A 12,948-nucleotide genomic window follows, 5' to 3' on the forward strand; every position below is an offset into this window, starting at 1 on the left:
TATATTCAACTCATTTTAGTGAATTAAATTACTATTCAGTTTTCAAAGAATTTAAGCCACAGCGGCTTTTTTTTATTTTTTAATGTTTATTGAAAATATAATACATAGATATCACATTAAAAACAATAAAAGAAAATATTTATTAACAGTTTATTTATTAGTGTATAAAATATTTTTGCATAATTATTGGTCAAAATTATACATAACGCTTTAAAAAAGAAATCAGGTTTTCGCAACATTTTTGAAAAAAGCTAAAAGAAATTAATTACTAATAAATGGCTTAATCAAAAGTAGCGAAAGGAAATTCACCAAAAAACATCCAAAATATTAATGTTGATAAAGATTAGTAAATCTCCCGAGTTTCCAAGTTGTTATGTAATTTTAAACTAACGTTGACTTTAAGTTAGCGTTGGTTTTTTATATTTGGTATTTTACTAAATCTTTTAAAGAAAAGAGATCGTTGATTAATTTTTTGTTATCTTTATTAATAATGTAATTTTGGCTTATTTTTTTATCAATAACTATTTCTACAACCTTTAGTGTTTCTGAAATGACTTTTCTAAAGATTAAGGAAAAATTGCATACACATCGATTACCGATGTGTATTTTTAATTCCGGAGGAATATGAGAAAAGACTTAATTCGGTAACTGAGAATTATGATATGAATAATTAAAAGCAAAAATTTTAGTTGAACAAAAATAAAAAATATACGAAAAATTATTCAAACAGATCTAAATTAAGTTATAAAAATAAAAGAAGGGTGATTAATGGTGAATTTATGTTTATGAAACATGAAAAACTGAATTAAAATAAAGTGCAGTAATTTAAATCTACCACAAGTAATTACAAATAGAAGAAAATAAACCTTTAAATTATTATTAAATGCTAACTAAACTAAAAAACAAATTATGTTTTTAAAACGCTGTGTTTACAAAATTAATTTATTTTTTGAAGCAATGATATTATCTACAAAATAACAAATGACAAACTGATGAAAATAATAAATCTAGCATTAACTAATGCAATGATAATAAATAACGAAGTTAAATCAAAAACTATAATCTTTTGTAAAGTTTGATGTAAAATGAACTGTTATTTTCTTTTAAATGAAATTTTAAGTTAATGTTTGTAATTAATTTAGTAAAAATGACGAATAAAACTTATTGGTAGTATCTTTCGTATTTTTGCTTTTCTGAACTTGGAAACTTAAGAAAAAAACGAAATAGATTAAAATTAACTATTTCGTTTTTTAGGTTTTTAAAATTTAAAACTCAGTAATGATCAAAGTTAATGTTTTGTTTGCATTATAAATATCTATATTATTGATTTTTTAAGAATTATCAAAACCACTCAAATATAGTTGTTTATAAATGCCGTTATCAATGTCCATTAATTGTTTGTGATTACCTTTTTCTACTATTTTCCCATGATCTAAAACAATAATTTGTTTAGCGTTTTTGACTGTATTCAACCTGTGTGCAACAATAATTAAAGTTGTTTTCTTCATTAAAATATTAATTGCATTTTCAATGTATTTTTCAGTAATTGTATCTATGCTAGAGGTAGCTTCATCCATTATTACTATTGATCTCTTTGAAATAAGGGCTCTTGTTATTGATAACAATTGCTTTTGTCCTTGCGAAATATTCGAACCATTGTTTTTTATAATTGTTTGGTAACCTTTATCCATATTAATTATAAAATCATGAACATGTGTTAATTTACATATTTGAACAATCTCTTCTTCGCTAATGTCTGAATTCACTATTTTAAGATTATTCATAATAGTATCTTCAAAAAGAAATATATCTTGATTAATCATCGCTATATTAGATCTTCAACTTCGTTCGTTTATATTTTTAGATGATTTATCATTAATTAATACTTCACCTTTAGTAGGTAAGTAAATTTGTGATAAAAGCTTTGTTATTGTACTTTTTCCGCATCCTGTATGACCCACCAAAGCCAGTGAAGAATTTTCTTCAATTATAAAATTAATATTTTTTAAAACTGTAACATCACTAGAATTGGGATATGAAAAAGTCACGTTTTTAAAAATTATATTTCCGTTTAATTTATCTATCTTTTCGCCGCTGTTTATGTTTGATTTTAACGGGTAGTTTATTAATTTTTCTATCCTATTTCAGCTAGAAAAAGCTTTTTGAATATTTGTTGAGATATTCATTACATTTTTAATTTGATCTGTTATTGTTGCTATATATAATGTAAATGATGTTATGACTCCAAAATTTAATGGAGTTATTCCGTAACTAGGAATATTATTTAGATAAAAGTAAGAACCTATTGATACAATAACTAATTGATTAACAAGTCTAATAAAAGCGTATGTAGGTCAAGCAATATGACTGTAAATACTAGCCTTTAATTGGGATTTAAGTTGTTGTTTATTAATATTATCAAAATTTTTATTAATCTGTTTTTGTTGCTGATGAATTCTAATAAGAGGAAGAGCTACAATAATTTCTTCTATGTATGAATTTAGTTCACCTAAATTTTGTTGAATTTTATGATAGTGTTTTTTGCTTTTTGAAATTAAATAAAAGAATAGAACAGAACTTAATGGAATTATAACAATTGCTATCGAAGCTAAAATAGGAGCGTATAGAAACATTAAAATTGCAGCTATTAAAAATTGAAAAATTATACTAATAAAATTGAAAATAAATTGAGATATTGACTGAGTTAAATTAAGTGTATCGTTAGTAATTATAGATATTAAATCACCTGTTTTACTAGTTTCAAAAAAACTCATAGGCATATCCATTATTTTAGAATAAATACTATCACGTAGCTGATAAGGCAAATTATTTAAAGGTTTAGATACGATTCAACCTTGAAGCCCAATAAAAAACTTTGATGTGATATATGCTATCATCAAGATTAAAATAAATAATAAATATGTAGTCAAATTAAAAGAATTAAATGTTTGAGGATTCATAAATTTATCGAATATAAAACCAACAAACCAACTAAAGAAATTCACAAAAGCGGCGTTTATTATTATTAAAAGAATCACATAAAACCAAAATATTTTAGTAACAACTAAATATTTAAGAACTTGTTTAATCATGTTCATTTCTAAATGTTTATTTTTATTCATATTACTCCGTTTGTGATTTATAAATATCAAAATAAGTTTTTGACTCTTTTAAAAGCTGCGAATGTGTACCAATAGCATCAATTTGACCATCATTTAAAACGATTATTTGATCAGCGTCTTTAATTGAACTAATTCTTTGGGCAATGATTATTTTTGTTGTTTGAGAATAAGAATTTATAACATTTTTTCTTAATTGTTTATCAGTTTTATTATCTAATGCGCTAGTTGTATCATCCATGATTAAAATTTTTGGATTTTTAACCAGAGCTTGAACAATTGCCAAACGTTGTTTTTGACCGCCACTAAGATTTATACCTTTTTGACCTATTAATTGTTGATATTTTAACTGATATTCATCTATAAAATCAGCGCAGGCTAATCGCGAAATTTCTTCTAATTCTTGTGTTTGCATATAGGGGTTAGCAAATTTAACGTTAGACTCGATAGTTCCGCTAATTATCATTGAATTTTGAAAAACAGCACTGACATTTTGATAATAATTTTGAGTATCAATAGTTTCTATGTTTTTATTTCCTATATATATGTTACCGCTTTGAGGTTGGATTTCACGAAGTAAAAGATTAACAATTGTACTCTTACCACTTCCTGTTCTACCCACTATACCCACTAAAGTGTTTGGTTTAATTTCAAAAGATATATTTTTTAGTGTCGCTTTATTACTAGAAGGATACTGATAATAAACATTTTCGAATTTAATTGTGGTATTTTCAACATAATTATTATTTTTTATTAAAGTGATAGAAGGTTTTAATTCAAAAATTTCAAATAATCTTTTAGCACTTGCGCTAGCCCTAAAAAGGAAATTTATATTGAAACTAAATGTAAAAATACCTCCAGCTATTATTGCTAAATACGAAATAAATTGATAAACATTACCCACTTGCAATGATATATTTTCTGAACTAAATTGATAAGCTATTAAACCAAAAATAATATAAACAGACAAATTACCTAAATCAATTGCAAAATCAATAAACCTTCAGGCGACTGTGTTGATTCTATCTGCTTTTAAACCAATACTAAATAAATCAGTGTTTTTTTGAATAAATTTCTCTTTTTGTTTTTGTTCTAAATTGTATGTTTTTATTAGGTTTATTCCGTTAATGTCTTCTTTGGAAGAATTATTTATTTTATCGATGGCGACGTTTTCTTTTCTGTAGAAAGGAAAAAGTTTTTTAATTGCAAAGAAACTACCTAAAAACAACAATGGTACCATTATCAACATCGAAATACTATATAAAGGGCTAATTAATAAAGAAAAAACTAATCCTCAAATAATACTAAAAAAAGCATTGGAAAAAGGCTTGCACAAAACAAAAATTCCCCCATCTGCAGCTTTATTTATATCGTTCCCAAAACGAGTTATTATCGTAGCATATTCTAATTTATCGATATCTTGTTTACTTAAATTTAGAATTTTGTCAAACAGTATTTTACGCATGTAATAGGTTGATTGCTGAATTGCGTAAGCTGTCAATCTGAATGATAAAAAATCAAAAATAAGCATCAACAAAGCACAAGATATAACGCAAATTACTAAAAAATCAATTTGCGCAATAGAAGGCTTAACATTTCAAACTAATATTTGAATAAATTCTTGTTTAGTTCCAGTGCTTAATGTTATAAATTGTTTAATAAACGAAGGTATTAATAACGAAAAAAAAGCAGGTCATATCGATGTGAAAAACGCCAAAAAGACCTTAATTTTAATGGTATTAGGTAAAAATTTAATTAACTTATACATAAACATTATTATATAACTATTAAATAAGTTAAATAAAAAATGTTGCCCAATCATGAAATGAATATAACTAATAAAAAAGCTTTTTTAAAAAATAGTGTAAAAATTTACATAAAAATGACAAAATTGATTATCTTAAGCGTATTATTATATTATTTATAATATAATAATAAATATGGAAAAAATTAAAGTGGACGCGATATTCATTGATCTAGATGGGACAACTTTGGATGAATCTAAAGGTAAAATTCACCAAGCTTCTGAATTTACTAAAAAATACTTACAAACACTAAATAAACAAATACCAGTTGTTATTTCCACCGGCAGAGGAATGAACCCGAGACAAGAGAAATTATCGAGTCTCTAAAGTTGAATAATTACGTTTTAGCTAACGGTTCTATGATTTATAAAGATCACAAGTTAGTTAAATCACACAAAATTGACCCATTTTTAGTTACAAAAATATTGGAATTAATAAAGCAAACAAAAGTTTTATCAATGTTTAATACAAACGAATTAGAACAAACATTTTGCAATTCATGAATTTTAAAACACAAAGCTAAATTTTTTACTAAAATAACATATTACAAAGAAAAAGATATTGATATCAATAACACTTTTAAAATTTTATTATGACACAATAATCCTAAAAAAATTGCAAAAATTCATCAGCAATGGAATAAATTATTTGGCGAGTATTTACAAATTGATTTAAGCGGCTTTAAAAATTCTTTTATCGAAATAACATCTAAAAATGTTAATAAAGGAAGTGGAAACAAAGAATTTTGTTTAATTTCAAATATTGATCCTAAAAAAGCTATTCATATAGGAGACAGTATGAATGATGCTTCAACAAAAGGTCAAATTGGCTATTTATGCGCTTTAAAAAATTCGGTACAAGAGCTAAAAAATATAGCCGATTTTATAAGCGAATACAGCTGTGGGCAACAAGGATTGGTTAAATTTATAGATAAAAAAATAGACTGAAAAAACCATAATTTAAAATAATTTTTAAAATATGGTTTTTTTTATAAATTATTTTGCATAAATAATAAAGAATTATAATTTAAGCATGACAAGTCAAATATCAACAAATTTTTCCGAGGATCTTCAAAATTCTGCACAATCGCCAATGAAAGATTTATTAGAGATTTTAAATAGAATGGATAACTCATGAGTATCAAAAAACTTCGTTCTATTTATGTTAATAATATGAGCGGTAACGTTAATTATCTTTTTTGGAATAGGTTTTGTAAGGAGATACAGAGGATTAGTATTTATGGGAACTGCTTTGTTAATGAGCGTTATATTCTCAGTTATATTGTCCTTTGTTTTAAGTTCTTCAACTTCGTTTATTTCTTCTAAAATGGATTCGTATTTAATTCAAACACTTAAGGATTCCAACATACCGCAAGAGTATATAGATAAAAGTCAAAGCTCTATTCAAGATTTATCAAACAAATTCGTTTCTTATACTATTGCTTTATTATATTGATTTATTTTTATTTTTGTTTTTATCACCGAAGAAGTGATATATCTTATTGTTTTCATTATTTCGTCATTTAAAAAAAGAAGTTCCAGAAAACGTGGTTTTGTAACAAGAATAATTAGTGGTTTAGGTATGGCTGCTCTTGCTATGCCGGGTATTGTTTTAACCACTAATGCAGTTTCGATACTATCAAATAGAGAAAATGTAAAAACTAATAATTCTCAAAAATTACAAACAAAAATAGTTACATTTGGTCAGGGAAGAAGCTGAGCAGGGTTAATTTCGGAGTTAATTCCTGTTCTTGAAAATATTAATTCATTAACTGACTCAGAAAAATTTAATTTAAATACTATATCTAAGCAATTCACAAGCGGAGAGGTTGATGATGAAACTGCCAAAGAAACAGCTAATTTAATCAACTCAATTTTAAAAAATGAAATTCTTTCTGAAACAGCTTCTGAATTAATTGGATCTATAATTGCGGACAACATTCAATTAGATTCAGGTAAAAAACCTAATTCTAAAATTCAAGAAGAAAAACAAGAACAAAATCAACAAGAAATTAACAATCAAAACAAACCAACAAATACCGATACACAAAATCCTGAAAACAACTCTGATAATTCACAAAGCACAACTTCTACAGAGTCTAAAGTAGAATACAACACAAATTCAGATGAAGCTTATGTTGTTCAAAATAACGATGTTAATGAAGCTATTAAGTGAATTGAACAATCAACAATTGAAAATAACCAAAGTGATGACAAAACTAAAAAGAATTTAGAAAAAGTACTTCCAGAAGTTATTTCAAAAATTACAGGATCACAAGAGGTAACCCAAATCCCTGAAGAAATTCAGAATATCGTTACATCTACAACAAAAGTTATTTCTAATTTAGAACTAGATAACCCAATTGTAAAAGAAGGTGTTAAAACTATTTTTGAAAAACAAATTAATAAATTTGAAGAAGCAAATTATTTTGATCTTTCAAAAGTATCCAAAGAAAATAAAGATAAGTTATTAGATGCTTTATTATCAAATATTGCTTCATTTAATTAGTAAAAAATTACAGCGACTGCTGTAATTTTTTTAATCATATGTAACCCCAGTTAGTTTTTTCGCTCAATTTATAAACCAAGCACACACTTTATTCAAGTCTGGTTTATTGTTAATTTTAAAGTTTTTGTTTATGGCTAAAGTCACTAACTGATTATAAGCTTGGACTTCGTCTTCACACGCTAGTGTACCAAGTTGTTCAATCTTATCTGGATAATATTTAGATATCAATAAATAAATATTTTTAGCCATAAAAAACAGCGGAAAAATATCAGTCTTGATCGAACCGATTGTTGCTAATTTTACAGCAACTTCTTGATCATCGAATTTAGGTAATAATATTCCCGGTGTATCTAAAAATAAGTAAGTATTATCAACATTTACTCATTGAACATTTCTAGTTACACCTGGATAATCAGCGACTTTTAATTTTGAATTTTGAGCCATTAAATTTATTAAAGTACTTTTTCCGGCATTAGGAACCCCTAAAACAAATGATTTTATTTTAGTGTTTATGATCCCTTTTTCACGGTTTTTTTGTATTTTATCTTTCATTAAAGACTTTAATTTATTTAAAATTAAATTTCTGGATTTAGCTTTTCTTAAATCTAATCATAATATATTTGAACTACCAAACCTTTTGTTTATTCTTTCTTTTTTAGAGGCGTCCATTAAATCACTTTTGGTAATAACAAATAATCTTGGTTTGTTTGGTGAAATTAAGTCAAAATCTTCATTGTAGCTACTAATTGGGCATCTAGCGTCCAAAACAACTATAAATACGTCACACAAGGTAGCCATTTGCTTAATTTCTTTAGTAGCTTTGGCCATGTGACCAGGGAATCAACCGATATAATTTTTGAATTCTTGTTTTTGTTCTTGTATAAAATCTTTTTCTTCTTTAATACTCATTTTTATCCTGACACTCTTTTAATAGATCCGTGTATTTTTTAATTTCAAAATCTTTGCCTTCTATAACTTTTTGCAATTGCGATATTTTATGAAACTTATCTAAATTATCATCTTGTAATTCTTGGTATGATTGACGCATTAATTCTATGTATGTTTGGATTTGTTTTAAAACCATATTTACTTCATCTTTGTTGTATCCATTAAGTTGCAAAGAAAAATCACTAGCAATTATCTTAGTAACTTTTTTATCTATATTTTCGAAACTCATCACTTATCCATTCCTTATTTTATTCATTATAATCGCACCAGCACAAGCGACATTTAAACTTTCAAAAGAAATAGGTATATAAATTTTATAATCGCACATATCTTTTATGAATTGGCTAATGCCATTTCCTTCATTGCCTAAGACAAGAACTATTTTATCTGAGAAGCTTATTTGATTTAAAGTTTGCGCATTTTGGTCTAAAATAGTCGCATAGATATCAAAATTATTGTTTTTAAGCTCGATTAAATTTTTATAATCATCATTTTCCAAAATTACATTAAGACTAAAAATAGCGCCTTGAGAACTTCTTATTACTTTTGGGTTATACACATCAAAATTTTGCACAACAACTGTGTCAAAATCAAACGCTAAGGCTAAACGCATTAGTGTTCCGATATTTCCTGGATCTTGCAATTTGTTCAAATATAAAACTCTATTTATTTTCTTTTTATTTTGAGGATAAGAACATAAACCAATTACACTTTGAGGGGTTTGTGTATCAGTTAAATACTCAAGAATTTTTTTACTAATGAGTATTGAATTTTCAAATTTTCTATCATTTTCATTATCAACAAATTCAAAAGTGGACATTAACAGATTAACTTTTTTAGCCTCATTTACTAAATGTTCGCCTTCAACTAAAAAACATCTTTGCAAATTACGATATTTTTTACTCTTTAATTTGTGGAGATTTTTTACTATCTTATTATCTTTACTAGTTATTATCATTTAAAAGAAACTCTTTACCTTTTTGAACTTCATATAAACTTAAGTCTCGCCAATCTAATTGACGCATAACTTCAAATCCAACAATACATACACAATTAGCTAAATTAATTGAACGCATAGCCGAAACCATAGGTATTCTTAAACAATTATCAATATTTTGCGAAAGAATTTGCTTATCGATACCGGTTGATTCACGTCCAAACATTAACCAAATTTCTTGATTTTTATCTAATGTTTGTTTGTAATCAACTTGATCATAAGTTTTAAGTCCATATCTAGTAATATAAAAAATATTTTTATCTTTATATTTATTATAAAAATCTTGATAAGAGGCGTGAACTTCATGTTCAATGTCCGAAAGCATTCTTCCTGCTCCGTATCTGCGCAAGAATTTTGGATGCAAATCAAAACCAATGGGTTTGATTATGTGTAACTTAGCACCTAGAGCAAAACAAGTTCTAATAATATTGCCTGTATTTGGGCAAATTTCAGGTTGATATAATACAATATTTAACATTTTTAAATTATAGATTATTTTATGCAATATTATTACAAAAGTTGTGGAATTATATTCCATATATCTCTATTTTATAATGAATAATGTTAAAATTATAGATACAAATGAGTACAAAACAAATTAATAAACCTAGTTATATTACCGTTTTAGTTACATCTGATATTCACAAAAATTCAACATTAGCTAAGCAAGTGCTAACAAAAGAAAATTATGACTATGCAATTAATTTAGGTGATAGCGAACTTAGTGATGAGTGAATAAATAAAAATTATACTTATGCAGTTGCAGGAAATTGTGATTTTTATTCTATTTTAAAGCCATATTTGTTTTTTGACATCCAAGGGATAAAGATTTTTGCTACACACGGACATTTATTCGAAATAAAAAGTGATGATTTACTTAGACAATTGGCTAATTATAATATTGAAAAACCTGATTTGGTTTTGTTTGGTCACTCACATATTAGAGAATCATTTGAAAAAGACAATATATGCTTTGTTAATCCCGGAAGTGTTTCCAGACCTAGGGATGTAATTAACAGAGGTTCATATGCTTTAATTAAAATACAAGATAAAAAAATAATAAACATTATCTTTAAAGACTTATTTTTATAAGGAGAAACATGGAAAAAGAAAAATTTTTATTTGCGATTGATTTGGACGGAACAACATTAAGTAGTTCAGCTACAGGTTCAATTCATGATAAAACTTTACAAGCAATTCAAAGAGCCAGAGATGAAGGGCACATAGTTTGTATAGTTACAGGAAGACCTTGAAAAAGTACTAAAGCTATTTATGATGATCTAAAATTAGATACCATTGTTGCCAATTATAATGGAGCGCATATTCATCACCCATATGATGATGATTTTATCCCTCACGTTAAATATTTAGAACTAAATGAAGGTTTATATATATTAGGAGATCCTAATGTAGCTAAACATGTTACAAACATGGCAATGGAAGGTCCTGGTTGAGTTCAATTACAACACCGAGATGCTGATTTAGAGAAGGTTTTTGGTTTTGATAAATCAACTAAATTTAAAGTCGGTTTAGATTTTCATAAAATTCCAATGAAACCAACAGGAATTATTTTTGATGTTACACCCGAAACTGAACCTGAAGAACTAAGAAGATACCTAAAAAGTCGTTTTGGTGACTTAGCTGAATTTTCATATTGATCTAAAGGTGAAGGTCTTACACCTGTTTTTGATATGACTAATGTAGCCGTAAACAAAGGGAAAGTTTTAAGTGTGCTTATGCGTTATTATGACGTTAAAACTCACAATACAGTCGCAATTGGTGATGGCTTTAATGATGTGCCAATGTTTAAAGTAGCTAATGTAGCTGTGGCAATGGGGAATGCATCAAAAGAAGTTTCTAAATATGCAACTATCAAAATCGCCAAAACAAACAAAGAAGGTGGTGTTGGTTGATACATCAATAAATTTTTAGATGACCCAAAAAGCGAAATCGAAAAAAGTTTACTCAAAAAAATAAAAAGAGATAAACAAGAAAGTTAATAAATAATGAATTTCTTCGAAATAGACAAGTCAAATTACCGAAACTTATATAAACACAAAATTATTGGTGTGGATGAAGTTGGTGTGGGCGATTATTTTGCACCTTTAGTTGCTTGCGCTGTTTATATTCCACCTGTAAGCATACAAGTTTTAAATCAAATCGGGATTAAAGATTCAAAAAAATTATCAGACAAAAAAATTAGAGAATTAGCCAAAACAATTAAAGAACATGTTTGATTTTCGTTGAATCATTTAAGCGCAAAAGGTTATAATAATTTAACAGCAAACGACAAATATAACGCCAACGAGTTAAAATTCTTTTTACATACAAAGTGTATTAATGATTTAGAAAATAGAATTAACTTTGAATTAGTAATTGTAATTGACCAATATACAACATTAAATTCTATTAAACGTTATCATCAAAAAATATTTAATGATAACTGAGCACAACTAAAAGAGTATAAAAATGACCAATATTTTATTAATAAAGCTGAAAATTATTTTTTAGCTGTAGCGTGCGCAAGCATTTTAGCTCGTGATTTTTTGTTGGATTACATGGATAAAATATCCCAAAAATATAATTTTAATTTTCCTTTAGGTGCAAGTGCACAAGTTAAAGAAAAAGTTAAAGAATTTGCGTCTATTCATGGAGAGAAACAACTTTATGAGGTGTGCAAAAAATCATTCAAAATATAAGCTGAATATTCAGCTTATTTTTTTATAATTAAAATATGTTAAGAATAATTGCGGGAAAATACAGATCACTATTGCTTGATCAGCCTAGAAAAGATAACACAAGAGCCACCACAGACAAAGTAAGAGAAGCAATTTTTTCAAGTATTCAATTTGAATTGGATGATGCTTTAATTCTAGATTTATTTGCCGGAAGCGGAGCTTGATGTTTTGAGGCTTTAAGTAGAGGAGCCATGAAAGCAATAGCTGTGGACATAGATGAAGAAGCTTATGAGGTTATAAGTAATAATGCCCAAAAATTAAAATGTCATAACATAGAAATTTATCGCGAAAGCGCACAAATGTTTTTAGAGAAAAATAAAGGTAAAACATTTGATTTTATTTTTATGGATGCTCCTTATTTAAATGTTGAACAGATTAATGAATGTTTAAAATTAATTGAACAGAACAAATTTTTAAAAAATTTAGGTAAGATAATAATTGAAACTAATGCTCCAGAAAAAATAATTTTTCCGTCTAATTTAATGGTACAAAAGTCAAAAGTTTATGGGATAACAACAATTTTATTTGTTAGCCATATTGACATATAAAAAACGTGATTTACACTTTATTAGTAAATCACGTTTTTATTTTAAATAAGTTAATAAATTATTTATCGCACTAATTTATTTTCAAATGCCAAAAACTCCATTTTGTCTTTGCGCAAATGTTAATAATAAACCATCGTAAGGTGTGTCTTTATATATATAATAATCAGAAATTACAGCAATTTCAAGGCAAATTAAAATAAATAATACAACCAATAAAATAATTAAAAGTATTATCCCGATTTTCTTTTTGTCAAGTTTTTTAGGTTTTTGATCGTTATTCATTTT

The 12,948-nt window shown here is 26.4% G+C and carries 14 protein-coding genes; 7 read left to right on the forward strand and 7 right to left on the reverse strand.

Annotation, left to right across the window (positions count from 1 at the left end):
* Window positions 1-1,331: 1,331 nt before the first annotated feature.
* Both V2E24_RS02140 and V2E24_RS02145 read right to left on the reverse strand, forming a co-directional pair.
* A complete protein-coding gene (locus V2E24_RS02140; protein WP_330500781.1) occupies window positions 1,332-3,122 on the reverse strand; it encodes an ABC transporter ATP-binding protein in 1,791 nt (596 codons plus the stop codon).
* Window position 3,123: 1 nt separating this feature from the next.
* A complete protein-coding gene (locus V2E24_RS02145; RefSeq protein WP_330500782.1) occupies window positions 3,124-4,887 on the reverse strand; it encodes an ABC transporter ATP-binding protein in 1,764 nt (587 codons plus the stop codon).
* Between the two features lie 172 nt (window positions 4,888-5,059).
* Between V2E24_RS02145 and V2E24_RS02150 the strand changes: the two genes are divergently transcribed.
* The 3 genes from V2E24_RS02150 (at window position 5,060) to V2E24_RS02160 (ending at window position 7,432) form a co-directional block, all read left to right on the forward strand.
* On the forward strand, window positions 5,060-5,251 hold the full coding sequence (locus V2E24_RS02150; RefSeq protein WP_330500783.1) for an HAD hydrolase family protein: 192 nt from the start codon (window positions 5,060-5,062) through the stop codon (window positions 5,249-5,251).
* A 2-nt stretch (window positions 5,252-5,253) separates the two neighbouring features.
* Window positions 5,254-5,892, forward strand: a complete 639-nt coding sequence (locus tag V2E24_RS02155; RefSeq protein WP_330500784.1) for an HAD hydrolase family protein — start codon at window positions 5,254-5,256, stop codon at window positions 5,890-5,892.
* A gap of 64 nt (window positions 5,893-5,956) precedes the next feature.
* Window positions 5,957-7,432: a hypothetical protein gene (locus V2E24_RS02160; protein WP_330500785.1), complete on the forward strand. Its 1,476-nt coding sequence runs from the start codon at window positions 5,957-5,959 to the stop codon at window positions 7,430-7,432.
* Between the two features lie 30 nt (window positions 7,433-7,462).
* Here V2E24_RS02160 and ylqF read toward each other — a convergent pair whose 3' ends face one another.
* The 4 genes from ylqF to V2E24_RS02180 are packed head-to-tail and all read right to left on the reverse strand — an operon-like array spanning window position 7,463 to window position 9,855.
* A complete protein-coding gene (ylqF, locus tag V2E24_RS02165) occupies window positions 7,463-8,341 on the reverse strand; it encodes a ribosome biogenesis GTPase YlqF (RefSeq protein WP_407940494.1) in 879 nt (292 codons plus the stop codon).
* Window positions 8,331-8,609 carry a hypothetical protein gene (locus V2E24_RS02170; protein WP_330500786.1) on the reverse strand — a complete coding sequence of 93 codons (279 nt, stop codon included), beginning with the start codon at window positions 8,607-8,609 and terminating at the stop codon, window positions 8,331-8,333. Before V2E24_RS02170 ends, ylqF begins: the two co-directional genes overlap by 11 nt.
* Window positions 8,610-8,612: 3 nt before the next feature.
* Window positions 8,613-9,338, reverse strand: coding sequence for a TrmH family RNA methyltransferase (locus tag V2E24_RS02175; RefSeq protein WP_330500787.1), 726 nt, complete (start codon window positions 9,336-9,338; stop codon window positions 8,613-8,615).
* On the reverse strand, window positions 9,325-9,855 hold the full coding sequence (locus V2E24_RS02180; protein WP_330500788.1) for a tRNA (cytidine(34)-2'-O)-methyltransferase: 531 nt from the start codon (window positions 9,853-9,855) through the stop codon (window positions 9,325-9,327). Before V2E24_RS02180 ends, V2E24_RS02175 begins: the two co-directional genes overlap by 14 nt.
* A gap of 104 nt (window positions 9,856-9,959) precedes the next feature.
* On the opposite strand from V2E24_RS02180, the gene V2E24_RS02185 reads away from it, so the two are divergent.
* The 4 genes from V2E24_RS02185 to rsmD are packed head-to-tail and all read left to right on the forward strand — an operon-like array spanning window position 9,960 to window position 12,663.
* Window positions 9,960-10,469, forward strand: coding sequence for a YfcE family phosphodiesterase (locus V2E24_RS02185; protein WP_330500789.1), 510 nt, complete (start codon window positions 9,960-9,962; stop codon window positions 10,467-10,469).
* An 8-nt stretch (window positions 10,470-10,477) separates the two neighbouring features.
* A complete protein-coding gene (locus tag V2E24_RS02190; RefSeq protein WP_330500790.1) occupies window positions 10,478-11,377 on the forward strand; it encodes a Cof-type HAD-IIB family hydrolase in 900 nt (299 codons plus the stop codon).
* A 6-nt stretch (window positions 11,378-11,383) separates the two neighbouring features.
* Window positions 11,384-12,076: a ribonuclease HIII gene (locus V2E24_RS02195; RefSeq protein WP_330500791.1), complete on the forward strand. Its 693-nt coding sequence runs from the start codon at window positions 11,384-11,386 to the stop codon at window positions 12,074-12,076.
* Window positions 12,077-12,111: 35 nt separating this feature from the next.
* On the forward strand, window positions 12,112-12,663 hold the full coding sequence (gene rsmD, locus V2E24_RS02200; RefSeq protein WP_330500792.1) for a 16S rRNA (guanine(966)-N(2))-methyltransferase RsmD: 552 nt from the start codon (window positions 12,112-12,114) through the stop codon (window positions 12,661-12,663).
* 75 nt (window positions 12,664-12,738) lie between these two features.
* On the opposite strand, the gene V2E24_RS02205 is transcribed toward rsmD, so the two are convergent.
* Window positions 12,739-12,945 carry a hypothetical protein gene (locus V2E24_RS02205; protein ID WP_330500793.1) on the reverse strand — a complete coding sequence of 69 codons (207 nt, stop codon included), beginning with the start codon at window positions 12,943-12,945 and terminating at the stop codon, window positions 12,739-12,741.
* Window positions 12,946-12,948 lie beyond the last annotated feature (3 nt).

Origin of the sequence: Mycoplasmopsis ciconiae (genome assembly GCF_036350065.1) — a bacterium.
Lineage (GTDB): Bacteria > Bacillota_I > Bacilli_A > Mycoplasmatales > Metamycoplasmataceae > Mycoplasmopsis > Mycoplasmopsis ciconiae.